At 62.4% G+C, this 24,031-nt stretch carries 21 protein-coding genes; 15 read left to right on the top strand and 6 right to left on the bottom strand.

Annotated elements, in window-relative coordinates:
* Nucleotides 1-88 precede the first annotated feature (88 nt).
* Nucleotides 89-1,090 carry a type I glyceraldehyde-3-phosphate dehydrogenase gene (gene gap / locus OO306_RS24455; RefSeq protein ID WP_027595659.1) on the bottom strand — a complete coding sequence of 334 codons (1,002 nt, stop codon included), beginning with the start codon at nucleotides 1,088-1,090 and terminating at the stop codon, nucleotides 89-91.
* Nucleotides 1,091-1,353: 263 nt separating this feature from the next.
* Here gap and edd point away from each other — a divergent pair, with 263 nt between their 5' ends.
* From edd to OO306_RS24405, 10 genes are all read left to right on the top strand, one after another.
* Nucleotides 1,354-3,180: a phosphogluconate dehydratase gene (edd, locus tag OO306_RS24450; RefSeq protein ID WP_265970120.1), complete on the top strand. Its 1,827-nt coding sequence runs from the start codon at nucleotides 1,354-1,356 to the stop codon at nucleotides 3,178-3,180.
* The gene (locus OO306_RS24445) at nucleotides 3,177-4,136 is read left to right on the top strand and encodes a glucokinase (protein WP_265970119.1); all 960 of its coding nucleotides are present in this window, start codon (nucleotides 3,177-3,179) and stop codon (nucleotides 4,134-4,136) included. The genes edd and OO306_RS24445 overlap by 4 nt, the downstream gene beginning before the upstream one ends.
* Nucleotides 4,137-4,359: 223 nt before the next feature.
* On the top strand, nucleotides 4,360-5,085 hold the full coding sequence (gene gltR / locus OO306_RS24440; RefSeq protein ID WP_186675702.1) for a two-component system response regulator GltR: 726 nt from the start codon (nucleotides 4,360-4,362) through the stop codon (nucleotides 5,083-5,085).
* On the top strand, nucleotides 5,066-6,520 hold the full coding sequence (locus OO306_RS24435) for an ATP-binding protein (RefSeq protein ID WP_265970118.1): 1,455 nt from the start codon (nucleotides 5,066-5,068) through the stop codon (nucleotides 6,518-6,520). Before gltR ends, OO306_RS24435 begins: the two co-directional genes overlap by 20 nt.
* Before the next feature lie 145 nt (nucleotides 6,521-6,665).
* Nucleotides 6,666-7,952, top strand: coding sequence for an ABC transporter substrate-binding protein (locus tag OO306_RS24430; protein WP_265970117.1), 1,287 nt, complete (start codon nucleotides 6,666-6,668; stop codon nucleotides 7,950-7,952).
* A gap of 189 nt (nucleotides 7,953-8,141) precedes the next feature.
* The gene (locus OO306_RS24425) at nucleotides 8,142-9,050 is read left to right on the top strand and encodes a carbohydrate ABC transporter permease (RefSeq protein ID WP_027595665.1); all 909 of its coding nucleotides are present in this window, start codon (nucleotides 8,142-8,144) and stop codon (nucleotides 9,048-9,050) included.
* Nucleotides 9,043-9,888 (top strand): carbohydrate ABC transporter permease, encoded by an 846-nt coding sequence (locus OO306_RS24420; protein WP_099428424.1) that lies wholly within the window; start codon nucleotides 9,043-9,045, stop codon nucleotides 9,886-9,888. Before OO306_RS24425 ends, OO306_RS24420 begins: the two co-directional genes overlap by 8 nt.
* A 3-nt stretch (nucleotides 9,889-9,891) precedes the next feature.
* Nucleotides 9,892-11,046 (top strand): ABC transporter ATP-binding protein, encoded by a 1,155-nt coding sequence (locus tag OO306_RS24415; RefSeq protein ID WP_265970116.1) that lies wholly within the window; start codon nucleotides 9,892-9,894, stop codon nucleotides 11,044-11,046.
* A gap of 41 nt (nucleotides 11,047-11,087) precedes the next feature.
* Nucleotides 11,088-12,431, top strand: coding sequence for a carbohydrate porin (locus OO306_RS24410; RefSeq protein WP_099428426.1), 1,344 nt, complete (start codon nucleotides 11,088-11,090; stop codon nucleotides 12,429-12,431).
* 117 nt (nucleotides 12,432-12,548) lie between these two features.
* On the top strand, nucleotides 12,549-13,403 hold the full coding sequence (locus tag OO306_RS24405; RefSeq protein WP_027595669.1) for a D-hexose-6-phosphate mutarotase: 855 nt from the start codon (nucleotides 12,549-12,551) through the stop codon (nucleotides 13,401-13,403).
* Here the strand turns inward: OO306_RS24405 and hexR are convergent.
* Nucleotides 13,396-14,259, bottom strand: coding sequence for a DNA-binding transcriptional regulator HexR (gene hexR / locus OO306_RS24400; protein ID WP_172960401.1), 864 nt, complete (start codon nucleotides 14,257-14,259; stop codon nucleotides 13,396-13,398). The two genes, OO306_RS24405 and hexR, sit on opposite strands and share 8 nt — an antisense overlap.
* A gap of 211 nt (nucleotides 14,260-14,470) precedes the next feature.
* On the opposite strand from hexR, the gene zwf reads away from it, so the two are divergent.
* From zwf to OO306_RS24385, 3 genes are read left to right on the top strand one after another with little or no spacing between them, the layout of a single operon-like run.
* On the top strand, nucleotides 14,471-15,940 hold the full coding sequence (gene zwf, locus OO306_RS24395) for a glucose-6-phosphate dehydrogenase (RefSeq protein WP_265970115.1): 1,470 nt from the start codon (nucleotides 14,471-14,473) through the stop codon (nucleotides 15,938-15,940).
* Nucleotides 15,927-16,640 carry a 6-phosphogluconolactonase gene (gene pgl, locus OO306_RS24390; RefSeq protein ID WP_265970114.1) on the top strand — a complete coding sequence of 238 codons (714 nt, stop codon included), beginning with the start codon at nucleotides 15,927-15,929 and terminating at the stop codon, nucleotides 16,638-16,640. Before zwf ends, pgl begins: the two co-directional genes overlap by 14 nt.
* A gap of 17 nt (nucleotides 16,641-16,657) precedes the next feature.
* Nucleotides 16,658-17,338 (top strand): bifunctional 4-hydroxy-2-oxoglutarate aldolase/2-dehydro-3-deoxy-phosphogluconate aldolase, encoded by a 681-nt coding sequence (locus OO306_RS24385; protein ID WP_027595673.1) that lies wholly within the window; start codon nucleotides 16,658-16,660, stop codon nucleotides 17,336-17,338.
* On the opposite strand, the gene OO306_RS24380 is transcribed toward OO306_RS24385, so the two are convergent.
* The gene (locus OO306_RS24380; protein WP_265970113.1) at nucleotides 17,331-17,609 is read right to left on the bottom strand and encodes a transposase; all 279 of its coding nucleotides are present in this window, start codon (nucleotides 17,607-17,609) and stop codon (nucleotides 17,331-17,333) included. The two genes, OO306_RS24385 and OO306_RS24380, sit on opposite strands and share 8 nt — an antisense overlap.
* 338 nt (nucleotides 17,610-17,947) lie before the next feature.
* Between OO306_RS24380 and OO306_RS24375 the strand changes: the two genes are divergently transcribed.
* Both OO306_RS24375 and OO306_RS24370 read left to right on the top strand, forming a co-directional pair.
* Nucleotides 17,948-18,643: a monalysin family beta-barrel pore-forming toxin gene (locus tag OO306_RS24375; protein ID WP_265970112.1), complete on the top strand. Its 696-nt coding sequence runs from the start codon at nucleotides 17,948-17,950 to the stop codon at nucleotides 18,641-18,643.
* A gap of 22 nt (nucleotides 18,644-18,665) precedes the next feature.
* Complete coding sequence (locus OO306_RS24370) at nucleotides 18,666-19,403, top strand: monalysin family beta-barrel pore-forming toxin (RefSeq protein ID WP_265970111.1); 738 nt, start codon at nucleotides 18,666-18,668, stop codon at nucleotides 19,401-19,403.
* A 58-nt stretch (nucleotides 19,404-19,461) separates the two neighbouring features.
* Here OO306_RS24370 and leuA read toward each other — a convergent pair whose 3' ends face one another.
* The 3 genes from leuA to xseA all read right to left on the bottom strand — a co-directional run bounded on the left by leuA (nucleotide 19,462) and on the right by xseA (nucleotide 23,759).
* Nucleotides 19,462-21,135 carry a 2-isopropylmalate synthase gene (gene leuA / locus OO306_RS24365; protein ID WP_085272692.1) on the bottom strand — a complete coding sequence of 558 codons (1,674 nt, stop codon included), beginning with the start codon at nucleotides 21,133-21,135 and terminating at the stop codon, nucleotides 19,462-19,464.
* 413 nt (nucleotides 21,136-21,548) lie between these two features.
* Nucleotides 21,549-22,376, bottom strand: a complete 828-nt coding sequence (locus tag OO306_RS24360; protein WP_265970109.1) for a M23 family metallopeptidase — start codon at nucleotides 22,374-22,376, stop codon at nucleotides 21,549-21,551.
* 3 nt (nucleotides 22,377-22,379) lie between these two features.
* Nucleotides 22,380-23,759 (bottom strand): exodeoxyribonuclease VII large subunit, encoded by a 1,380-nt coding sequence (xseA, locus tag OO306_RS24355; protein ID WP_099428432.1) that lies wholly within the window; start codon nucleotides 23,757-23,759, stop codon nucleotides 22,380-22,382.
* Nucleotides 23,760-24,031 lie beyond the last annotated feature (272 nt).

The raw sequence follows: 24,031 nt of genomic DNA, 5'->3' as shown, positions 1-24,031 counted from the left end.
GAGGCCGGTAGACGCACCGAAAATGCTGGGCTGTACCGGCCTCTTCGCAGCACAAGGCTGCTTCTACAGGGAAACGTATGCCGCTGGGTTACTGGGCGCTGCACAACGCCAGGCAGTTATCCAGCATCCGGTTAGAGAAGCCCCATTCATTGTCATACCAGGCCAGCACCTTGAGCATCCGCCCATTGGCCCGGGTATGGTTGGCATCGAAGATCGACGATAACGGGTTGTGGTTGAAATCACAGGAAACCAAAGGCAACGCGTTGTAGCCCAATACTCTGGAATGCCGGCTGGCCTCCAGGAACAGTTGGTTGACCTCGTCGGCGCTGGCTTCGCGCTTGAGGTTGACGGTGAGGTCCACCAGCGACACGTTGATCACCGGTACCCGTACCGCCATGCCGGTCAGCTTGCCGGCCAGCTCCGGCAGCACCAGGCCCACGGCTTCGGCGGCGCCGGTCTTGCTCGGGATCATCGACTGGGTGGCCGAGCGCGCCCGGTAGGGGTCGCTGTGGTAGACGTCGGTGAGTACCTGGTCGTTGGTGTAGGCATGGATGGTGGTCATCAGGCCCTGCTCGATGCCGAACTCGCGGTGCAGCACCTGGGCGATGGGCGCCAGGCAGTTGGTGGTGCAGGAGGCGTTGGAAATGATCTGGTGCGAAGCGCGCAGCACGTCGTGGTTGACCCCGTACACCACGGTGGCATCGGCACCTTTGGCTGGCGCCGAGACGATCACTTTGCCAGCCCCGGCGGCGAGGTGCGCGGCGGCCTTGGCGCGTTCGGTAAACAGCCCGGTGCATTCGAACACCACGTCGATCGCTTCGGCCTTCCAGGGCAATTCGGCCGGGTTGCGGATGGCACTGACTGCGATGCGGTCGCCATTGACCGTCAGGCTTTCATGATCGGCTTCGACGCTGGCGTCGAAGGTGCCGTGCACGCTGTCGTACTTGAGCAGATGGGCGTTCATGGCGCTGTCACCCAGGTCGTTGATGGCGACGACCTGCAGGTCCTGGCGGTAGCCTTGGGTATACAGTGCGCGGAGGACATTACGCCCAATGCGGCCGAATCCATTGATGGCGATGCGAAGGGTCATGGCATTACCTCTGGCGGTTCGAGTGAGGCCTGTGGCACAAAGGGGCTTCACTGAAACGGTTTTGTTGTTGGAATTACAAGATTATTCACTATCAGATAGAAAACAAGCCTTTTTAGTGGCAGTATTTTGTTTAAACATACAACGAGTGGTCGGGCAGGCCACCCCAGCGAGACCTCCAGGCCCTTTCCTAGAGCCTAGGTCGCAATCGTTTGGAGGGGAAATGCCCGGTAAGCCGCCCCTACAGTTAGCCTGGAGTCCAGTACATGCACCCGCGCATCCTTGAGGTCACCCAACGGCTGGTCGAACGCAGCCGTGCCACCCGTGAACGCTACCTGCAGCTGATTCGCGGCGCGGCCAGTGACGGACCCATGCGTGCCAGCTTGCAGTGCGCCAACTTCGCCCACGGCGTCGCCGGTTGCGGCGCGCAGGACAAGCAGAGCCTGCGCCTGATGAACGCGGCCAACGTCGCCATCGTCTCCGCCTACAACGACATGCTCTCGGCCCACCAGCCGTACCAGCACTTCCCCGAACAAATCAAACAGGCCCTGCGCGACGTCGGCTCGGTTGGCCAGTTCGCCGGCGGGGTGCCGGCCATGTGCGATGGCGTGACCCAGGGCGAGCCGGGCATGGAGCTGGCCATTGCCAGCCGTGAAGTGATCGCCATGTCCACCGCTGTTGCCCTGTCGCACAACATGTTCGACGCCGCGCTGATGCTCGGCATCTGCGACAAGATCGTCCCCGGCCTGATGATGGGTGCGCTGCGCTTCGGGCACTTGCCGACCATTTTCGTGCCAGGTGGCCCGATGCTGTCGGGCATCTCCAACAAGCAGAAGGCCGACGTGCGCCAGCGCTACGCCGAAGGCAAGGCCAGCCGCGAAGAACTGCTGGAATCGGAGATGAACTCCTACCACAGCCCAGGCACCTGCACCTTCTACGGCACCGCCAACACCAACCAGCTGGTGATGGAAGTGATGGGGCTGCACCTGCCGGGCGCCTCGTTCGTCAACCCTTACACGCCATTGCGTGACGCGCTCACCGCCGAGGCGGCGCAGCAGGTCACGCGCATGACCAAGGCCAGTGGCAGCTTCATGCCGCTGGGCGAGATCGTCGAAGAGAAGGCGCTGGTCAATTCGATCGTCGCCTTGCACGCCACCGGCGGCTCCACCAACCATACCTTGCACATGCCGGCGATCGCCCAGGCGGCAGGCATCCAGTTGACCTGGCAAGACATGGCCGACCTGTCGGAAGTGGTGCCGACGTTGTCTCACGTCTACCCCAACGGCAAGGCCGACATCAACCACTTCCAGGCCGCCGGCGGTATGGCTTTCCTGATTCGCGAGCTGCTCGATGCCGGCCTGCTGCACGAAGACGTCAACACCGTGGCAGGCCATGGCTTGCGCCGTTATACCCAAGAGCCGTTCCTCGACAACGGCAAGCTGGTCTGGCGCGAAGGGCCGACGCAGAGCCTGGACGAAAGCATTCTGCGCCCAGTGGCGCGGCCGTTCTCAGCCGAAGGCGGCCTGCGGGTGATGGAAGGCAACCTGGGGCGTGGTGTGATGAAAGTCTCCGCCGTTGCCCCCGAACACCAGGTGGTGGAGGCCCCGGCGCGGATCTTCCACGACCAGCAGTCGCTGGCCGATGCCTTCAAGGCCGGTGAGCTGGAGCGCGACTTCGTCGCCGTGGTGCGCTTCCAGGGGCCGCGTTGCAACGGCATGCCCGAGCTGCACAAGCTGACGCCGTTCCTGGGTGTGCTGCAGGACCGCGGCTACAAAGTGGCGCTGGTGACCGATGGGCGCATGTCGGGCGCGTCGGGCAAGATCCCGGCCGCCATCCACGTGTGCCCCGAAGCTTACGATGGCGGCCCGCTGGCGCGCGTGCGCGAGGGTGATATCGTGCGGGTCGATGGCGTTGCCGGCACGCTGCAGGTGAAGGTATCGGCCGAAGAACTGGCCAGCCGTGACCTGCCACCCGCCCCCCAAGGCAATGACCTGGGTTGCGGGCGCGAGCTGTTCGGCTTCATGCGCATGGCGTTCAGCCCGGCCGAGCAGGGCGCCAGCGCCTTTACCTCGGCTTTGGAGAACCTCAAATGAAGGACTTGCTGGTTGGCGACATCGGTGGCACCAATGCCCGTTTTGCGTTGTGGCGTGACAACCAGCTGTACCAGGTGAAGGTATTCGCCACCGCGGACTACACAAGCCCTGAGCAGGCCATCGAGGCCTACCTGAAGGATCAGGGCATTGCCCGGGGTGGCCTGTCGGCGGTGTGCCTGGCGGTGGCCGGGCCGGTCGATGGCGATGAGTTTCGCTTCACCAACAACCATTGGCGCCTGAGCCGCCGTGCGTTCTGCAGCACGCTGCAGGTCGAGCGGCTGATGCTGATCAACGACTTCTCGGCCATGGCGCTGGGCATGACCCGCCTGCAAGCGGGCGAGTTTCACGAGGTGTGCCCTGGCCATGCCGACCCGCTGCGGCCTGCGCTGGTAATCGGGCCCGGTACCGGGCTGGGTGTCGGCAGCCTGCTGCGCCTTGGCGAGCAGCACTGGCAGGCGCTACCCGGTGAAGGTGGGCATGTCGACCTGCCGGTGGGCAATGCCCGCGAGGCCGCGATCCACCAACAGATTCACAGCCAGATTGGCCATGTCAGTGCCGAGACCGTGCTCAGTGGCGGAGGCCTGGTGCGCTTGTATCAAGCCCTGTGCGCGCTGGATGGCGACATACCGCGGCACAAGACCCCGGCGCAGATTACCGATGCCGCCCTGGGCGGTGAGCCGCGGGCGTTGGCGGTGGTCGAGCAGTTTTGCCGCTTCCTGGGCCGGGTGGCGGGCAACAATGTGCTGACCTTGGGCGCGCGCGGTGGGGTTTATATTGTCGGGGGGGTGATCCCTCGGTTTGCCGAGCTGTTCCTGCGCAGTGGGTTTGCCACGAGCTTTGCCGACAAGGGCTGCATGAGTGGGTATTTTGCCGGGGTGCCGGTGTGGTTGGTGACGGCTGAGTTTTCGGGGCTGCTGGGGGCCGGGGTGGCGTTGCAGCAGGCGCTGGATCACTGATGGGGCCGCTTTGCGGCCCTTCGCAGCACAAGGCTGCTCCTACAGGATGGCGCTGGATTATTGATGGGGCGCTTTGCTGCCCTTCGTACAGGATGGCGCTGGATCATTGATGGCGTGGTTCCTGTAGGAGCAGCCTTGTGCTGCGAAGGGCTGCAAAGCAGCCCCAATGGCAATACCCGACAGCAGGCAAAAAGACCTGCACACAACAAGAGGACGGACCATCTTGAGCACTGCCGGAAAATCGATCCTGATGGTCGACGACGACCAGGAAATCCGCGAACTGCTGCAAACCTACCTGAGCCGCTCCGGCTTCCAGGTACACGCCGAGGCCGACGGGCGGGGCTTTCGTCAGGCCCTGGAAAACACGCCCTGCGACCTGGTCATTCTCGATGTGATGCTGCCCGATGAAGATGGCTTCAGCCTATGCCGCTGGGTGCGTCAACACCCGCGTCAAGCGCGGGTGCCGATCATCATGCTCACCGCCAGCTCTGACGAAGCCGACCGGGTCATCGGCCTGGAGCTGGGCGCCGACGACTACCTCGGCAAACCGTTCAGCCCGCGTGAACTGCAGGCGCGGATCAAGGCCTTGCTGCGCCGTGCCGAGTTCGGCCAGGCGGCGCCGAGCAGCGCCGTGCTGGCCTTCGATGACTGGCGCCTGGACACGGTCAGCCACCGCCTGTTTCACCGCGATGGCGAAGAGGTGATCCTGTCGGGTGCCGATTTCGCCCTGCTGAAACTGTTTCTCGATCACCCCCAGCAAATCCTCGACCGCGACACCATCGGCAATGCCACCCGGGGGCGTGAACCGATGCCGCTGGACCGTATCGTCGACATGGCGGTCAGCCGCCTGCGCCAGCGTCTGCGCGACACCGAAAAACCACCACGGCTGATTCGCACCGTGCGTGGCAGTGGCTACCTGCTGGCTGCCCATGTCTGCTGCGCTTCCTGAGCGGCGCTGGCGCCTGCTGCCTCGCTCGCTGCTGGGGCGCATGCTGCTGCTTACCTTGCTGGTGGTGCTGCTGGCCCAAGGCTTGTCCAGCGTCATCTGGGTCGCTCAATTGCGTGCCAGCCAGCTGCAAGGCCTGCGCGCCAGTGCCAGCAGCCTGGCCCATTCGATGAGTGCCAGCGTCAGCTACTTCCGCTCGCTGCCCGTGGCCTACCGGCCGATGGTGCTCGACCAGTTGCGCAGCATGGGTGGCACGCGCTTTTTCGTGTCGCTCAACGACAAGCCGCTGGACATGCCGGTGCTGCCCGTCACCCCACGCAAGCAGGCGGTGATCGAGGTGTTCCAGCAGGTGCTGCACGAACGCTTGGGGCCGCAGATGGAAGTCAGCGTGGCGTTCGTCGCCCCCGATGACCTGCGCATTTTCAACAGTGGCCTGAAACTCGATGAGCTGCCACGTTCCTGGGCGCATTATTCGCTGACCCTAGAGCCGCTCAACCCACCCGTACTGGTGACACAGATCCGCCTGGGCGAGGGCGAGTGGCTGTACATCGCCTCGCTGCTGCCTGAGCCCTACACCGGCCTTGAGGCCGAGCGCCTGCCCCGCCAGCAGATCGGTTTCATCGTGCTCACCACCGCCTTGCTGTTGCTGTTCATCGGCCTGTTGGTGCACTGGCAAAGCTGGCCACTCAAGCGCCTGGCGCGCGCTGCGCGGGAGTTGTCGCTAGGCGCCGATGTGGCCCCCGTGGCCGAAGGCGGGGGCAGCGAGGTGGTTGAAGTCGGCCGGGCCTTCAACAGCATGCGCGAGCGTATCAGCCGCTACCTGACCGAACGCAGCCAGCTGTTCAGCGCTATTTCCCATGACCTGCGCACGCCCATCACGCGCTTGCGCCTGCGCGTCGAACTGCTGGAAGACGAGCGCCTGCAGGCCAAGTTCAGCCAGGACCTGGATGAGCTGGAGCTGTTGGTCAAAGGCGCGTTGCAGTGTGTGAAAGACACCGATATCCACGAGAACATCGAGCCGGTCGACCTTAACCAGGTGCTGGACATCCTGGCTGAGCCTTTCCTTGGCGATGGCCGCATCACGGTGGAGGGCCAAGCGCTGGCGCCCTACCCGGGCAAGCCGCTGGCGTTGCGCCGCTGCATCGGCAACCTGATCGACAACGCCATCAAGTACGGCGAGCGCGCGCGGTTGCGGGTCATCGACAGCGCTGAGGGCTTTGTCCTGCAGGTCGATGACCACGGGCCGGGGGTGCCGCAGCAGCAGATGGAGCAGGTGTTCGAGCCGCACTTCAGGCTGGCCGGGCAGCAGCAGGGGTACGGGTTGGGCTTGGGGATTGCGCGCAACATCGCCCATAGCCATGGCGGTGAAGTGAGCTTGCTCAACCTGCGCGAGGGTGGTTTGCGGGTCACGTTGTATCTGCCGCGAGGGCTGGAGTGAGCGTGTGTGCGGGTATCCCCGCGAATGTCACCAAACGATGACATTCGCGCATCGCTTCGTTACCTGGCGCGTCGGCCACGCCGCTTAGACTGCATGCAACGCAAGCGACCGACTTGCACGGCATAACAACAAGAAAGGTGCTTCGATGAATTCCACGCTCCGTCTCGCTGCCGCGATTTCCCTCGCTTCTCTGTTCCCGCTCAGCGCCCTCGCTGCCGATGCCAAAGGCAATGTCGAGGTCGTGCACTGGTGGACCTCTGGCGGTGAAAAGGCCGCTGTCGATGTGCTCAAGGCGCAAGTCGAGAAAGATGGTTTTACCTGGAAGGACGGTGCAGTTGCCGGCGGTGGCGGTGCCACGGCCATGACCGTGCTGAAAAGCCGCGCGGTGGCCGGCAACCCGCCAGGTGTCGCGCAGATCAAAGGCCCCGATATCCAGGACTGGGCCGCGACCGGCCTGCTCGACAGCGACGTGCTGAAGGACGTGGCCAAGGACGAAAAATGGGACAGCCTGCTCGACCAGAAAGTCGCTAACGTCGTCAAGTACGACGGTGACTACGTCGCGGTGCCGGTCAACATCCACCGCACCAACTGGCTGTGGATCAACCCTGAGGTCTTCAAAAAGGCCGGCATCGAAAAAGCGCCCGCGACCCTCGACGAATTCTACGCCGCTGCCGACAAGCTCAAGGCGGCCGGCTTCATCCCGCTCGCCCACGGTGGCCAGCCGTGGCAGGACAGCACTGTCTTCGAAAGCGTGGCGCTCTCGGTGATGGGCGTGGAAGGTTACAAGAAGGCCATGGTCGACTTGGACAACGCCACACTGACCGGCCCGGACATGATCAAGGCGTTGACCGAGCTGAAGAAGATCGCCACCTACATGGACCCTGACGGCAAAGGCCAGGACTGGAACCTGGAGGCGAACAAGGTCATCAACGGCAAGGCCGGCATGCAGATCATGGGTGACTGGGCCAAGAGCGAGTGGACCTTGGCCAACAAGGTCGCGGGCAAAGACTATCAGTGCGTGCCGTTCCCCGGCACGAGCAATGGCTTCCTGTACAACATCGACTCGCTGGTGGTGTTCAAGCAGAAGGACCCCGGCACGGCGGCCGGCCAGCAGGACATCGCCAGGAAGGTGCTGGGTACGGACTTCCAGAAGGTGTTCAGCACCAACAAAGGCTCGATCCCGGTGCGTAACGACATGCTCGCCGACATGGGCGCGTACGGCTTCGACGCCTGCGCCCAGACCTCGGCCAAGGACTTCCTGGCTGACGCCAAGACCGGCGGCTTGCAGCCGAGCATGGCGCACAACATGGCCACCACGCTGGCCGTGCAGGGCGCCTTCTTCGATGTGGTGACCAACTACATCAACGACCCCAAGGCCGATCCGGCCGACGCGGCGAAGAAGCTGGCAGCGGCGATCAAGGCCGCCCAATAGCCAATTCCAAATCAGGCGCATTGCTCTTGTAGGAGCGGCCTTGCGTCGCGAAGGGCTGCGTAGCAGCCCCAGGCCCTCAAGAAAAAGACAACCCGACAGAGCGTGCAGGCTGCCCGTGGGGCTGCTGCGCAGCCCTTTCGCGACGCAAGGCCGCTCCTACACAAGTGAGCAACGCCTTTAAGGTGATCTATGACCACAACCACCGCCCAACTGCGGGCCTCACCCCTGGACGCTCTCCAGCGCTGGCTACCCAAACTGGTACTGGCACCGAGCATGTTCATCGTCCTGGTCGGCTTCTACGGCTACATCCTGTGGACCTTCGTGCTGTCGTTCACCACCTCGACGTTCTTGCCCACCTACAAGTGGGCGGGTTTAGCGCAGTACGCGCGGCTGTTCGACAACGACCGCTGGTGGGTGGCGAGCAAGAACCTGCTGCTGTTCGGCGGCCTGTTCATCGCCATCAGCCTGGCCATCGGCGTGTTGCTGGCGGTGCTGCTGGACCAGCGCATCCGCCGCGAAGGCTTCATCCGCACTATTTACCTGTACCCCATGGCCCTGTCGATGATCGTCACCGGCACCGCCTGGAAGTGGCTGCTCAACCCCGGCATGGGCCTGGACAAACTGCTGCGCGACTGGGGCTGGGAAGGTTTTCGCCTGGACTGGCTAATCGACCCTGACCGGGTGGTGTACTGCCTGGTGATCGCCGCGGTATGGCAGGCCTCGGGCTTCATCATGGCGATGTTCCTGGCCGGCCTGCGTGGCGTCGATCAGTCGATCATCCGCGCCGCCCAGATGGACGGCGCCAGCCTGCCGCGCATCTACTGGACCGTGGTGCTGCCAAGCCTGCGCCCGGTGTTTTTCAGTGCGCTGATGATCCTCTCGCACATCGCCATCAAGAGCTTCGACCTGGTGGCGGCGATGACCGCCGGTGGCCCGGGGTACTCCTCCGACCTGCCGGCGATGTTCATGTATTCGTTCACCTTCAGCCGCGGCCAGATGGGCATGGGCTCGGCCAGCGCCATCCTCATGCTCGGGGCGATCCTGGCGATCCTCGTGCCTTACCTGTACTCGGAGCTGCGGAGCAAACGCCATGCATAGCCCTGCCGACAAACCGGCGCTGAGCCTCGGCCGCCTGGCCATCCACGCGGTACTGCTGCTTGCCGTGGTGCTGTACCTGGTACCGCTGGTGGTGATGCTGCTGACCAGCTTCAAAACCCCGGAAGACATCAGCACCGGCAACCTGCTGAGCTGGCCGACGGTGGTCAGCGGCATTGGCTGGGTCAAGGCCTGGGGTACCGTCAGTGGTTACTTCTGGAACTCGATCTTGATCACCGTACCGGCGGTGCTGATCTCCACGGCCATTGGCGCGCTGAATGGCTATGTGTTGTCGATGTGGCGCTTCCGCGGTTCGCAGCTGTTCTTCGGTTTGCTGTTGTTCGGCTGCTTCCTGCCGTTCCAGACCGTGCTGCTGCCAGCCTCGTTCACCCTCGGCAAGCTCGGCCTGGCCAGCACCACCGGTGGCCTGGTGCTGGTGCACGTGGTCTACGGCCTGGCCTTCACCACGCTGTTTTTCCGCAACTTCTACGTGAGCATCCCCGATGCGCTGGTCAAGGCCGCGCGCCTGGACGGTGCCGGGTTCTTCACCATTTTCCGCCGCATCATCCTGCCGATGTCGACACCGATCATCATGGTCTGCCTGATCTGGCAGTTCACCCAGATCTGGAACGACTTCCTGTTCGGCGTGGTGTTCTCCAGCGGCGACTCGCAACCGATCACCGTGGCCCTCAATAACCTGGTCAACACCAGCACCGGGGCCAAGGAATACAACGTCGACATGGCGGCGGCGATGATCGCCGGCCTGCCAACCCTGCTGGTCTACGTGGTGGCAGGCAAGTATTTCGTCCGCGGCCTCACCGCCGGCGCCGTCAAGGGGTAAGTCATGGCAACGCTAGAACTTCGCAATGTGAACAAGACCTACGGCAGCGGCCTGCCGGACACCCTCAAGGACATCCAGCTGTCGATCAAGGACGGCGAGTTCCTGATCCTGGTCGGCCCTTCGGGCTGTGGCAAGTCGACCTTGATGAACTGCATCGCCGGCCTCGAGCACATCAGCGGCGGCGCGATCCTCATCGATGACCAGGACGTCAGCGGCATGAGCCCCAAGGACCGGGACATCGCCATGGTGTTCCAGTCCTACGCGCTGTACCCGACCATGAGCGTGCGCGAGAACATCGAGTTTGGCCTGAAGATTCGCAAGATGCCCCAGGCCGCCATCGACGAAGAGGTGGCGCGGGTGGCCAAGCTGCTGCAGATCGAGCACCTGCTGGCGCGCAAGCCGGCGCAGTTGTCCGGTGGCCAGCAGCAGCGTGTGGCCATGGGCCGGGCGCTGGCGCGGCGGCCGAAGATCTACCTGTTTGACGAACCGCTTTCCAACCTCGACGCCAAGCTGCGGGTCGAGATGCGCACCGAAATGAAACTGATGCACCAGCGCCTGAAAACCACCACGGTGTATGTCACCCACGACCAAATCGAAGCCATGACCCTGGGCGACAAAGTGGCGGTGATGAAGGACGGCATCATCCAGCAGTTCGGCACCCCGCAGCAGATCTACAACGACCCGGCCAACCAGTTCGTCGCCAGTTTCATCGGCTCGCCGCCGATGAACTTCATCCCAGCTCGCCTGGCCCGGCAAGAGGGGCGCCTGCTGGCGCTGCTCGACAGCGGCCAGGCGCGCTGTGAGCTGCCCTTGGGCCTGGCCAGTGATGAATTGGACGGGCGCGAGATCATCCTCGGCATCCGCCCCGAGCAGATCGCCATGGGCACGGGGGAGGGCAACGGCCTGCCCGGCATTCGCGCCGAAGTGCAGGTGACCGAGCCCACCGGGCCTGACCTGCTGGTGTTCGTCACCCTCAACCAGACCAAGGTCTGCTGCCGCCTGGCCCCAGATGTGGCGTGCCGGGTTGGCGACAGCCTCAACCTGCAATTCGACCCGGCGCGGGTGCTGCTGTTCGACGCCGCCAGCGGTGAGCGCCTGGACGTGAGCACCGCCAACGCTTCAGTGAAAGACAACGTGACTCACTTCAAGAGCCGTTGAATCGTCTACACCATCAATAAGAAAAAAGAGGACGCAAAGGGATGGAACAGCGCAATCGCATCAAGACCTTGGGCTCATTGGCCTTGCTTGCCGTGGTGGGCAGTAGTGGGGCGCAGGCCGCCGAGGCTTTCTCCAGCGAGTCAAAATGGATGACCGGCGACTGGGGCGGCACCCGCACCGAACTGCTGGAAAAAGGCTACGACTTCACCCTCGACTACGTCGGCGAAGTGGCCGGTAACCTCAACGGCGGCTACAACGACGACAAGACGGCGCGCTACAGCGACCAGTTTGCCCTTGGCGCGCACTTGGACTTGCAGAAGATCCTGGGTTGGCACGATGCCGAATTCAAATTGGCGATCACCGAGCGCAGCGGCCGTAACCTGTCCAACGACCGCATCAGCGACCCGCGTGCCGGGCAGTTCAGCTCGGTGCAGGAAGTGTGGGGGCGCGGCCAGACCTGGCGTCTGACGCAGATGTGGGTCAAGCAGAAGTACTTCGACGGAGCGCTGGACGTCAAGTTCGGCCGCTTCGGCGAAGGCGAGGACTTCAACAGCTTCCCCTGCGACTTCCAGAACCTGGCGTTCTGCGGCTCGCAGGTGGGCAACTGGGTGGGGGGCATCTGGTATAACTGGCCGGTCAGCCAGTGGGCGCTGCGGGTCAAGTACAACATCACGCCGGAATTCTTCGTCCAAGTCGGCGCCTTCGAGCAAAACCCCTCCAACCTTGAAACCGGCAACGGCTTCAAACTCAGCGGCAGCGGCACCAAGGGTGCGATCCTGCCGGTGGAGGCGGTGTGGTCGCCAAAGGTTAATGGCCTACCGGGTGAATACCGCCTGGGTTACTACTACAGCACGGCCAAGGCCGACGACGTGTACGACGACGTCAATGGCAACCCGCAAGCCCTGACGGGCGCCGCTTTCAAGTCGCATTCGAGCAAGCACGGTTGGTGGGTGGTGGCGCAGCAGCAGGTCACGGCCCACGCCGGTGACGTCAACCGTGGCCTCAGCCTGTTCGCCAACTTTACCGTGCACGACAAGGCCACCAACGTGGTCGACAACTACCAGCAGGTCGGCCTGGTGTACAAGGGCGCCTTCGATGCTCGGCCCAAGGATGACATAGGCTTTGGCGTGGCGCGGATCCACGTCAACGACGACGTGAAGAAGCGCGCCGAGCTGCTCAATGGCCAGAGCGGCATCAACGACTACGACAACCCAGGCTTCGTGCCGCTGCAGCGCACCGAGTACAACGCCGAGCTCTATTACGGCTTCCACGTCACCAACTGGCTGACCGTGCGCCCGAACCTTCAGTACATCAAGAGCCCCGGTGGGGTGGATGAGGTGGACAACGCGCTGGTCGCGGGCTTGAAGATTCAGTCGTCATTCTGAGGGCATTTGTTGTAAATTTACGCCAATCCATTTTCGGCTCCCGGCATCCACTGGCTTGCAGTGGTTGTCGGGGATAGGCCGAGACAGCGCTATCTCAAACAACAAGAGCTCTGAACCATGCCCGAACATCCGCTACATCGCTTCTTTTCCTCGCAACGGCCCCGGCCGACGTTCGAGTGGGAGCGTTACCAGCAGCGCGATGTGCTGATCATCGACCACCCCCGTTGCCAGGCGGTATTCAGCCGGCAGGGTGCGCAGTTGCTGCACTTTCAACCGGCCGGCGAACGGCCTTGGCTGTGGTGCGCCGAACAATGGCCGCAAGTGGGCGCCATTCGTGGCGGTGTGCCGGTATGCTGGCCCTGGTATGGCCGTCACCCTAGCGAAGACTTGTGGCCGGCCCATGGTTGGGCGCGCCTGCTCGACTGGAAGCTGGTGGACAGCCGCGAGGATGAAGAGGGTGTGACGCTGAAGTGGCGGTTGGACCTGTGCGACTGGCAGGTCGACCTGCATGCGCGGCTGGGCAGCCGTATGGAGCTGAGCCTGAGCACCGAGCACCAGGACAGCGAACCCTGCCAGCTGAGCCATGCGCTGCTGGCGTACTGGCGTATCAGTGACGTGTCCGAGATAGCGCTGTCTGGGCTCGAGGACATCGAAGGTTACGACCGCCTGAACCGCCAGGCCTGCCGCGAAGATGGCGCGCTGAAGCTCAAGGGCGGCTGCCAGAAAGTGTACCCGGGCACCCCGCGGGTGCAGCTACAGGACCCGGCCTGGCAGCGGGAGCTGTGCATCGATACCGGTGACAGCGACGATACCGTGGTCTGGCACCCGGGCAATCGCCCGCTGATGGGCGTGAGCGGTCGCGAGTGCCTGGGCTTTGTCTGTGTCGAAGCCGCCAGCGGCAGTGGCGAGGGCCTCAGCCTGGCCCCGGGGCAGCGTGCCCACTTGCGTTTGCAGGCGCACCGGCTCAGTTGAGCTCGTCGTCCTCGATCGGGTAGCGGCTGGCGTTGAGGCTTTCCTTGATCTTGCGCAGGTGCGGCTGGAAGTCCACGCCGCGGCGCAGGGTCATGCCGGTGGCCAGCACGTCGAGCACGGTCAGCTGGATGATCCGCGAGGTCATCGGCATGTAGATGTCGGTGTCTTCTGGCAACGGAATGTGCAGGCTCAGGCTGCAGGCCTGGGCCAGCGGCGAGCCGGCAGCGGTCAGGCCCAGTACCGAGGCGCCGTTTTCGCGGGCCACGCGTGCCACCTCGACCAGCTCACGGGTGCGGCCGGTGTAGGAGATGATCACGAACAGGTCGCCGGTGTGGGCCACCGAGGCCAACATGCGTTGCATCAACACGTCGGCGTGGGCCGACACCGCCAGGTTGAAGCGGAAGAACTTGTGCTGGGCGTCCAGCGCCACGGGGGCTGAGGCACCCAGGCCGAAGAAGTGGATCTGCCGGGCCTGGATCATCATGTCCACGGCGCGGCTGACCTGCTGCGGGTCGAGTTGCTGGCAGGCACTGTCGAGCGAGGCGATGGCGCTGCCGAAAATCTTCTGGGTGTAGGCGGCAGGGTCATCGTCGGCCTCGACCGCGCGGCTGACATAGGCAGCGCCACTGGCCAGGCTCTGCGCCAGTTGCAGCTTGAGCTCGGGGTAGCCGCTGACGCCGAACGAACGGCAGAAGCGGTTGACGGTCGGTTCGCTGACCTTGGCCGCCTGGGCCAGCGCAGCAATGCTGAACCGGGTGGCTTGTTGTGGGTTGAGCAGGATGACTTCGGCGACTTTGCGTTCGGCCTTGTTCAGCTCGTCGAGGCGTCCCTGGATCTGTTCCAGGAGGTTTCGCACGCGGTCCATGGGTGTGTCCTTGGGTCGGGAAGACAGCCGGCTGACGGAGCAGCAGGCCTTTTGCACGGTCGTCTATCGTACTGTCGGTGCGTGTGGCGCACCACTTGTCTGTAATACTCGTCGGTAATGTTGTTAGTTTTACTACATTACCCCTTGAAAACCGTATGTGAAAGCGGTATTCCTAGACCAACTTTAGGAAAGAACCAACATCATGGCTGCGATCAGTGTCGAACCTTGCACCTTTGCCCTGTTTGGCGCCCTGGGCGACCTGGCATTGCGCAAGCTGTTTCCTGCGCTCTACCAGCTCGACCGCGCCGACCTGCTGCACCCGGACACGCGTCTGTTGGCGCTGGCCCGCGAGAGCGGCAGTGCGCAGGAACACCTGAACACCATCGAAGCGCATTTGCGCCGGCATGTCCCTGACGCCGACCTCGAGCCCGCGACACTGGGCCGCTTCCTCGGCCGGCTGAGCTACCAGCACCTGGATTTTCTCCAGCCCGAGGGCTACCAGGCGCTGGCTGAGCAATTGCCGGGCGAGTTGCCCTTGATTGCCTATTTCGCCACGGCGGCAGCCGTTTATGGCGCCATCTGCGAGAACCTCGACAGAGCCGGCCTGGCCTCCCGTACCCGGGTGGTGCTGGAAAAGCCGATCGGCCACGACCTGGAGTCGTCGCGCCGGGTCAACGATGCCGTGGCACGGTTCCTCCCCGAGAACCGGGTGTACCGCATCGACCACTACCTGGGCAAGGAGACGGTGCAGAACCTGATCGCGCTGCGCTTTGCCAACAGCCTGTTCGAAACCCAGTGGAACCAGAATTCGATCTCCCATGTGGAGATCACTGTCGCCGAAAAGGTCGGCATCGAAGGCCGCTGGGGCTATTTCGACAAGGCCGGCCAGCTGCGTGACATGATCCAGAACCACCTGCTGCAGCTGTTGTGCCTGATCGCCATGGACCCGCCCAGCGAACTTTCAGCCGACAGCATTCGCGACGAGAAGGTCAAGGTGCTCAAGGCCCTGGCACCGATCACCGGCGAAGGGCTGAGCACCCGTGTGGTGCGTGGCCAGTACATTGCCGGTTACAGCGACGGCAAACCGGTGCCCGGTTACCTGGAAGAAGACAACGCCAACGCGCAGAGCGACACCGAGACGTTCGTTGCCCTGCGCGCCGACATCCGCAACTGGCGCTGGTCGGGCGTGCCGTTCTACCTGCGCACCGGCAAGCGCATGCCGCAGAAGCTGTCGCAGATCGTCATCCACTTCAAAGAAACACCGCACTACATCTTCGCCCCGGAACAACGATTGCAGGTGGGTAACAAGCTGATCATCCGCCTGCAACCGGACGAAGGTATTTCTTTAAGGGTGATGACCAAGGAGCAAGGCCTGGACAAGGGCATGCAACTGCGCAGCGGCCCGTTGCAGCTGAATTTTTCCGATGCCTGGCGCAGCGCGCGGATTCCGGATGCCTACGAACGCCTGTTGCTCGAGGTGATGCGCGGCAACCAGAACCTGTTCGTGCGCAAGGATGAAATCGAATATGCCTGGAAATGGTGCGACCAGTTGATCGCCGGCTGGCAAAGCGCAGGTGATGCGCCCAAGCCTTACGCGGCGGGCTCCTGGGGGCCGATGAGCTCGATTGCACTGATTACACGAGATGGGAGGGCGTGGTATGGCGATATCTGAACTGCAACTGCCGGCGGCGGTGAAGGCGCACGAACTGGCGGATGCCAAGACCTTGGCCGCAACGCTGGCCCGGGATGTGGCCGAGCGCCTGCGAGCAGCAATTGCCGCCAAAGGCCAGGCCTGCGTGGTGTTGTCCGGTGGGCGCAGCCCGGTGCCGTTTCTCGAGCGCTTGGCCGCCGAGGCGCTGGACTGGTCGAAGGTCACCGTGAGCCTCGCGGATGAGCGCTGGGTGCCGGTGGAGCATGCCGACAGCAATGCCGGCCTGCTGGCCCGCCATTTGCTCAAGGGCGCGGCCGCCAAGGCATGCTTCATGGGCCTGTATCAGCAGGCCGAAAATCTTGAACGCGCCGCCGCCAACGCCGACCAGGCGCTGGCAGACCTGCCCGCCATCGATGTTTTGGTGCTGGGCATGGGTGACGATGGCCATACCGCCTCGCTGTTCCCGAACAGCCCCAACCTGGACGAAGGCCTGGCCCCAAACAGCTCCCGTCGCTGCCTGCCGATGCTGGCGCCCAGCGTGCCACACCAGCGCCTGTCGATGACCCGCGCCTTGCTGGCCAGTGCCGCGTTTACCGCGCTGTCCGTGCAAGGCCAGGGCAAACTCGCTACCCTGCGCGCCGCGCTGGCTGGCGAAGACCTTACCGAAATGCCGATACGCGCCTTTCTTCACGACCCCCTGGACATCTACTGGTGCCCATGAGCCAAGGATCCACTGTCATGACCACCCTTGAACGCCCACAGACTCTGCTCTCGATGGCCGACAAAGCCGCCCGGATCGACGCGATCTGCGATAAGGCGCGCATCCTGCCGGTGATCACCATCGCCCGTGAGGAAGACATCCTGCCGCTGGCCGACGCCTTGGCTGCGGGCGGCATTCGTACCCTTGAGGTGACCCTGCGTTCCCAGCACGGCCTGAAGGCCATTCAGGTGCTGCGCGAGCAGCGCCCAGAGCTGTGCATTGGTGCCGGTACTGTGCTCGATCGCAGCATGTTCGCGGCAGTCGAAGCGGCTGGCGCGCAGTTCGTCGTCACCCCGGGCATCACCCAGGACATTCTCGAAGCCGGTGTGCAAAGCGATATCCCGCTGCTGCCGGGTATCAGTACGCCGTCCGAGATCATGATGGGCTACGCCTTGGGCTATCGCCGGTTCAAGTTGTTCCCGGCGGAAATCAGCGGTGGCGTGGCGGCGATCAAGGCGTTTGGCGGCCCGTTTGGCGACATTCGTTTCTGCCCGACCGGCGGGGTAAACCCGGCCAATGTGCGCAACTACATGGCGCTGCCCAACGTGATGTGCGTGGGTGGCACCTGGATGCTCGACAGCAGCTGGATCAAGAACGGCGACTGGGCACGGATCGAGGCGTGCAGTGCCGAGGCGATGGCGTTGTTGGACGCTAACTGAGTTTGTTGTGTGCTTTACGGCTTATGGGCGCTTGGTCGGCGCCCCCTTTTTTTACCTTGATCCGGTTGTTAATCCCTTCTAGCTGTCCAGTGTGCATGGGCAAACGCACCCTGCTCAGGATGCCGCGCCAGTAGCCCCTCCGACGTTTAGCAAACTGCTTCAGTGCTTCCATCAGCAAGCCATGCCACTGCGCTTGCTTGATGAGCTTACGTGGAAGTTTGTCATGCCGCAGGCGGTTGGCCTCATCCACTCGAACCCAGTTAATCATCATCTATCAAGCCGCCGTTCTTGTTTCTGTCTTTCCCGGGATTCCGTGAAGAACCTTTTTTAAGTGTTAAGAAGCATCTTAGCTGAAGATGCTGTGACAGCGACTTAGTGGTCTACACCTATTTCCCTGCGAGAAATCAATCGCAGCCACACTTTTCCAGTATTCAGTGAAGAACTCTTTAATGTCTGCTGTTGTGCAGTGCATTGATGCTTTCAATCTTAATGCAGTCAGCCCTCTGCTCATGGGGCTTATTTAAACGGGGTGAGAACTCTTTCCCGATTATTTATGCCATAAAGTGATGGCTATGATGATGCGCCAATTTTGATCGCGGAGCGTCAGTAATGAGTGATTACGCATCAGTAAGATTTAAAGGGTCGTATGAAATAGAGCGAAGTCTTTACTCCTTGAGTGTAGGCGAGTCTGGAGTTTTGGTAGGTGGTGATACGGTTCTAGGCGCTATACATGTTCACGGAGAGTCACTGGAGTGTTTCACTCGGCCGGTCTATGCGTATCTGGCGCATTGTGAGATGGTGCAAAGCACCGTCTCGGGGGGCTTTGTTCATCGTCAATCCTATCAATGCGGTTTCAGTAGCTGGTTTTATTCCGAAGTGGTGGGGGGCTTCAAAGTCAGTCCGGGCATCGATCGAGTCAATGCCCTGTCGGGCATTGTGAGTGGTGTATCTCCGCACAAACTGTGGGCGAAGCCAAGTGCTTGTTTCAAGGACATTTCCCTGGGTGGAGGGGGGCACTTCTCTGTCTATCAAATGCACATGGTGTATGCCCATTGTGCAGTGGATAAGTCATTAAAAAAAATTCAGGGCAGTCACACGCTATCTGAGGCATTTCATAGTGTTGATAGCCAACGGATCATGCTGTCGTCCCTTGGCTTCGACCGGATCTTGGCAGTCAAGCTTGAAGATAGCGTCGAGCCTGAGTCGTGGAGTGCAGTAAAGCAGAAACTACTGCAGGAATCAGCTGGCGATATGACGTCGTTCGCTGATGTCGGACAGATTGAGAAATTCAATCGTTACATTTGAGTAAGAATACTGGAGATGTTGCATGAGCTTTATTGATAAAGAAATGATCAGGCAGATTGATAATTTCCCTCACAAGCGTGGGCTTTACGACATTGAGAAGCATTTATATGGGGGGGATGGAAAAGTCAATGCTGGCTGCTGGATTTTTGGCGATACTGTCTATGGGGATATGTATCTCGGGAGTCAGAACTGGGGTACCTACAGTACGCCGATCTTGGCCTATCTTGAGTACCTGGGGATAGCTCGCGTACCCAGTAAAGTCACGCATGCTGAGGAAGTTTCCACTGTAGAGGGATACAGTTACGCATTCACTTCTTCCATGGAAGCTGAAGTCAATCTAGGTGCTGGTTTTTTGGGCAGTTCAGTGGGGGTGAAGTTAACGTCTAGTGCGACTGAGGGAATCAGCAAATCAAGTGCCCGCTCCCGAAAAATTGAAATTGAAGGACCTGGAGTTTATGGTTTTTATCAGATGCATTTGGTATATGCCCATTGTGTCACGGGGGCTGGGAGTCTTGCAGATTACTTCAAGTATGCAAAGACAAAACAAATAGGCGGTGAGGCATTCAGGGAAGACCTCTGTATTCTGACCTCGATGGCAACCAGTTCCATTATCACTGTGGCCAGCGCGAACTCTGTGAAGCCATTAGGGTGGAGTGAGATACAAGAAGCCGCCTTGATGAAGGGGCACAACTTCCCTGGAAATAGTGGCCGATGGATATTTAATTACGGCGCTTACCATACGCCTGGCAGCCGATACTGAGTGAGGGTGATGCTGTAAAAGAAACCGCACGCTGGGTGCGGTTTCTTTACAACGCGCATCAGGCCGCTTTGGCTTCCTGCTGGCTCAGCGAGCGGTTAAGCGCGCTGAACAATGCCTTGAAGCTGGCTGTGGTGATGTTTTCATCGATGCCCACACCATGAACCGGGCGGCCGCCGGCTACGCGCAGCTCGATGTACGCTGCCGCCTTGGCATTGGTGCCGGCGCCAATGGCGTGCTCGTTGTAATCCATGATTTCTACGGCGATCGGCAGGCCGGCCACCAGGGCTTCCAGGGCGCCATTGCCCTTGCCGCGCCAGTGCAGGGTGGTTTCGCCTTCGCCGGCGACTTCCACTTCCACGGCGCTGTGGCCGTTTTCTTCCTGCAGGCGGTGGCTGACCAGCGCATACGGGGCGTTGGCCTGGAGGTATTCCTTCTGCAGCAGGCTGTAGATCTGCTTGGCGGTCATTTCCAGGCCGAGGCGGTCGGTTTCACCCTGTACCACTTGGCTGAATTCGATCTGCATGCGGCGCGGCAGGCTGATGCCGTATTCCTGCTCGAGCAGGTAGGTGATGCCGCCTTTGCCCGACTGGCTGTTGACGCGGATGACCGCCTCGTAGCTGCGGCCGATGTCGGCCGGGTCGATCGGCAGGTAGGGCACTTCCCACAGCTCGCCTTCCTGTTGCTTGGCGAAGCCCTTGCGGATGGCGTCCTGGTGCGAGCCGGAGAACGCGGTGTGGACCAGGTCGCCCACGTACGGGTGACGTGGGTGCACCGGCAGTTGGTTGCACTCTTCGACGACTTTGCGCACGCCGTCGATGTCGGAGAAGTCCAGCTGCGGGTCGATGCCTTGGGTGTAGAGGTTCAGTGCCAAGGTCACCAGGTCGACGTTGCCGGTACGCTCGCCGTTGCCGAACAGGCAGCCTTCGGCGCGATCGGCGCCGGCCATCAGGCCCAGTTCGGTGGCGGCGATGCCGGTGCCGCGGTCGTTGTGGCAGTGCAGGCTGATGATCACGCTGTCACGGCGGCTGATGTTGCGGCAGAACCACTCGATCTGGTCGGCGTAGATGTTCGGCGTGGCGACTTCTACGGTGGCCGGCAGGTTGAGGATCAGCTTGTGCTCAGGGGTCGGGTTCCACACCTCGATGACCGCGTCGCAGACTTCCTTGGCGAACTCCAGCTCGGTGGCGCTGAAGGTTTCAGGCGAGTACTGGAAGGTCCACTGGGTTTCCGGCTGCTGGGCGGCATACTTGACGAACAGTTTGGCCGCGTTCACCGCGATGTCTTTCACGCCTTGCTTGTCCTGGTTGAAGACAATGCGGCGGAACGACGGGCTGGTGGCGTTGTACAGGTGGACGATGGCCTTCTTGGCACCGCGCAGCGATTCGAACGTACGGGCGATGAGGTCTTCACGGGCCTGGGTCAGCACCTGGATGGTGGTGTCGTCCGGGATGTGGCCGTCTTCGATCAGGGTACGTACGAAGTCGAAATCGGTTTGCGAAGCGGACGGGAACGAGGCTTCGATTTCCTTCACGCCAACCTGCACTAGGGTCTTCCAGAAACGCAGCTTCTTCTCCGAATCCATCGGCTCAATCAGCGACTGGTTGCCATCACGCAGGTCGGAGCTGCACCAGATCGGCGCTGCAGTGATGGTTTTCGACGGCCAGGTGCGGTCAGGCAGGTCGATGGTCGGGAACGCGCGGTATTTCTTCGAAGGGTCTTTGAGCATGGTCATGGAAGCAATCCTTTTGTATGCGGCCGAGATCGGGCCTGCCGAGCAATAACGAGATGAAAAGGCGAGGCGACGCGATTCACCCTGGTAGTCGGGCACTGACCAGGCAGAGGCTGCGATGTTGTCGGAGCAGAATGAGGGTGCTGAAGGTTTTCATGCCTCAACCCTAACCAGTGGGGTGAGGGATGGCAAGTGTTCGTAAAAAATTGAGAGAAATGCTCAAAAAAAGCTGAGTGGCGAGATTTTATCGCTGAAAATTAATTCAGGTCTTTGAATTGTTGCGCGGTATATTTCGATGGCGCAACAGAGGGGAAGTGATGTCGACTGTGACGGCCTCTTCGCGGGTAAACCCGCTCCCACAGGGTTTCGCGATCCCTGTAGGAGCGGGTTTACCCGCGAAGCAGGCGCTGCCGATCTCAGGGCTGGAATGCGCCGATGAAGATAGCGGGATCGACCCGAGCATCATTCAGGCTGACATTCCAGTGCATGTGCGGCCCGGTCGCCCGCCCGGTCGACCCCACGCGCCCGACCACATCGCCTCGGCGCAGCTGTTGGCCAACCTGCACATCGATCTTCGACATGTGGCAGAACATGCTGATGAAGCCCTGGCCGTGGTCGACGAACACCGTGCGGCCGTTGAAGAAGTAATCACCCACCAGGATTACCTTGCCGTTGGCCGGGGTCTTGATCGGCGTGCCGGCCGGTACGGCGAAGTCCAGCCCGGCATGCGGGTTGCGCTCTTCGCCGTTGAAGAAGCGGCGCACGCCGAACTTGCTCGACAGCGGGCCGCTGACCGGTTTGTCGAGGATCAGGTTGCTCGGCAGGGTCGGGCTGAAGCTGCGGTAGGCCTTGATCTGCTCGGCCAGCTCGCGGTCGATGCGCTTGAGGTCGGCCGGGTTTGGGTTGACCTGGCGCGTGTTCTTCAGGGTGATGCGCTGCTCGGGGTAGTTCTTGCTGCCGACCGTGAAGGGCAGGTTGCGGCCACCTTGGCTCAACACCGCGGTGCCGGGCTTCTGGGTCAGCGGAATGCCGACGATCGCCAGCCAGTTGTCCTGTTCCTTGACCACCAGCACCGGCTTGCCGTCAAAGCGCGCGTTTGGCGCTGCGCTGCCGGGCCCTAGATCGACCACCGCCACGCCGCCGGGCACCGGTTTGTTCAAGGTACGGGTGATATAGCTGGCCTGGGCGCCGCTGGCCAGCAACAGCAGGGAAAGGGCGAGCAGGGGCGCGAACAGGCGGGGCATGGGTCAGTCCAGTAGTGAGAGGGTGACGGGCGTCAGGTGGTTGTCTTCGACGCGCACCTGCAGTTCGCCTTCATTGAGGCGGGCGGTCAGGCGCTGGCCGTTGTGGGTTTGCTCGGCGCTGCGGATGGCCTGGCCACGCTCATCGAGCAGGATGCTGTAGCCGCGGGCGAGGGTGGCCAGCGGGCTGACCACTTGCAGCGTCTGCAGTTGTGCCTGGAAGCGCTGGCGACGGTCCTTGAGCACCTCGCGCATGGCCCGGGGCAGGCGTTCGGCGAGGCTGTCCAGGCGCTGGTTGAGCAGCTTCAGGGTGCGACCTGGGTGTTGCGCGGCCAGGCGCGTGTCGAGGCGCCCCAGGCGCTCGCGGCGCTGGTTGAGGTTGTTCAGGAAGGCGCGACGCAGGCGCATGTCCAAGTCGTCCAGGCGCTGGGCTTGCTGGCGCAGGCGCTCACCCGGATGGCGCAGGCGTCGGGCCAGCGATTCCACGCGCAGGCGGTCGTGGCTCAGGCGGTTTTGCATGCGCAGCAGCAGGCGCCGTTGCAGGCCGTCGAGGCGTTGCTGCAGGCCGCTGTTGTCGGGGGCCAGCAGTTCGGCGGCGGCCGATGGCGTGGGGGCGCGTACGTCGGCGACGAAATCGCAGATCGACACGTCGGTCTCATGGCCGACGGCGCTGACGATGGGCGTGACACAGGCGGCCACGGCACGTGCCACGGCTTCCTCGTTGAAGCTCCACAGGTCTTCCAGTGAGCCGCCGCCACGGGCCAGGATCAGTGCATCGAAACCGAGGCTGTCGGCCAGTTGTACGGCGCGCACGATCTGGGCGATGGATTCGCGGCCCTGTACGGCCGTAGGGATCAGGTTCAGTTCGACCTGCGGGGCGCGGCGGCCGAATACGCTGATGATGTCGCGGATCACCGCGCCGGTGGGCGAGGTGATGATGCCGATGCGCTGCGGGTGGGCCGGCAGCGGCTTTTTGCGCTCGGCGCTGAACAGGCCCTCGGCGCCGAGTTTTTCTTTCAAGGCCTCGAATGCCAGGCGCAGGGCGCCATCCCCGGCCGGTTCGACGGTGTCGAGAATCAGCTGATAGTCGCCACGCCCCTCGAACAGCGAGACCTTGCCCCGCACCCGCACCGCGAGGCCATCACGCAGGGCCTGGCGGACCCGCGTGGCGTTCTGGCGGAACAGCGCGCAGCGCACCTGGGCGCCGCTGTCCTTGAGGGTGAAGTACATGTGGCCGGAGGCCGGGCGGGCGAGGTTGGAAATCTCGCCTTCCACCCAGACGCTGCGGAATACGTCTTCCAGCAGCACCCGGGCGCGGCCGTTGAGCTGGCTGACGGTGAGGACCTCGCGGTCCAGGCCGAGTCGTTCGAAAGGGTCTCTGATCATGGCGGGCATCATAAAGGACATCGGGGGGTGGCGGGAATTGGGTTGGGGGCGTGCGGGTGTAGGGCGTTAGATTTTTAGCGCCTGGGAGATCGAGCGCCGCCCGCGCGGCGCTTCGCGGGGCAAGCCCGCTCCCACATCTGTTTCGGGCCAATTATTCCTGACAAATTCGCGCGCGGCCCCTTGGCGGCCGCCTCAATTTCGAGTTGGACAGACAAGGCGGTCGCGCGCCCATGCCACAGGTCTGACTGGCCCGAAACAGATGTGGGAGCGGG

The sequence above is a fragment of the Pseudomonas sp. DCB_AW genome (assembly GCF_026240895.1).
In the GTDB taxonomy this organism is placed as follows: Bacteria; Pseudomonadota; Gammaproteobacteria; order Pseudomonadales; family Pseudomonadaceae; genus Aquipseudomonas; species Aquipseudomonas kermanshahensis.
Note: the sequence above shows the minus strand (reverse complement) of the source record. Positions and strands in the feature narration are given on the sequence as shown.

What these genes read in the sequence shown, in the direction of transcription:
- gap (WP_027595659.1), bottom strand. Translation starts at nt 1,090, where the DNA reads ATGACCCTTCGCATCGCCATCAATGGATTCGGCCGCATTGGGCGTAAT.
- edd (WP_265970120.1), top strand. Translation starts at nt 1,354, where the DNA reads ATGCACCCGCGCATCCTTGAGGTCACCCAACGGCTGGTCGAACGCAGC.
- OO306_RS24445 (WP_265970119.1), top strand. Translation starts at nt 3,177, where the DNA reads ATGAAGGACTTGCTGGTTGGCGACATCGGTGGCACCAATGCCCGTTTT.
- OO306_RS24435 (WP_265970118.1), top strand. Translation starts at nt 5,066, where the DNA reads ATGTCTGCTGCGCTTCCTGAGCGGCGCTGGCGCCTGCTGCCTCGCTCG.
- OO306_RS24430 (WP_265970117.1), top strand. Translation starts at nt 6,666, where the DNA reads ATGAATTCCACGCTCCGTCTCGCTGCCGCGATTTCCCTCGCTTCTCTG.
- OO306_RS24425 (WP_027595665.1), top strand. Translation starts at nt 8,142, where the DNA reads ATGACCACAACCACCGCCCAACTGCGGGCCTCACCCCTGGACGCTCTC.
- OO306_RS24420 (WP_099428424.1), top strand. Translation starts at nt 9,043, where the DNA reads ATGCATAGCCCTGCCGACAAACCGGCGCTGAGCCTCGGCCGCCTGGCC.
- OO306_RS24415 (WP_265970116.1), top strand. Translation starts at nt 9,892, where the DNA reads ATGGCAACGCTAGAACTTCGCAATGTGAACAAGACCTACGGCAGCGGC.
- OO306_RS24410 (WP_099428426.1), top strand. Translation starts at nt 11,088, where the DNA reads ATGGAACAGCGCAATCGCATCAAGACCTTGGGCTCATTGGCCTTGCTT.
- OO306_RS24405 (WP_027595669.1), top strand. Translation starts at nt 12,549, where the DNA reads ATGCCCGAACATCCGCTACATCGCTTCTTTTCCTCGCAACGGCCCCGG.
- zwf (WP_265970115.1), top strand. Translation starts at nt 14,471, where the DNA reads ATGGCTGCGATCAGTGTCGAACCTTGCACCTTTGCCCTGTTTGGCGCC.
- pgl (WP_265970114.1), top strand. Translation starts at nt 15,927, where the DNA reads ATGGCGATATCTGAACTGCAACTGCCGGCGGCGGTGAAGGCGCACGAA.
- OO306_RS24385 (WP_027595673.1), top strand. Translation starts at nt 16,658, where the DNA reads ATGACCACCCTTGAACGCCCACAGACTCTGCTCTCGATGGCCGACAAA.
- OO306_RS24380 (WP_265970113.1), bottom strand. Translation starts at nt 17,609, where the DNA reads ATGATGATTAACTGGGTTCGAGTGGATGAGGCCAACCGCCTGCGGCAT.
- OO306_RS24375 (WP_265970112.1), top strand. Translation starts at nt 17,948, where the DNA reads ATGAGTGATTACGCATCAGTAAGATTTAAAGGGTCGTATGAAATAGAG.
- OO306_RS24370 (WP_265970111.1), top strand. Translation starts at nt 18,666, where the DNA reads ATGAGCTTTATTGATAAAGAAATGATCAGGCAGATTGATAATTTCCCT.
- leuA (WP_085272692.1), bottom strand. Translation starts at nt 21,135, where the DNA reads ATGACCATGCTCAAAGACCCTTCGAAGAAATACCGCGCGTTCCCGACC.
- OO306_RS24360 (WP_265970109.1), bottom strand. Translation starts at nt 22,376, where the DNA reads ATGCCCCGCCTGTTCGCGCCCCTGCTCGCCCTTTCCCTGCTGTTGCTG.
- xseA (WP_099428432.1), bottom strand. Translation starts at nt 23,759, where the DNA reads ATGATCAGAGACCCTTTCGAACGACTCGGCCTGGACCGCGAGGTCCTC.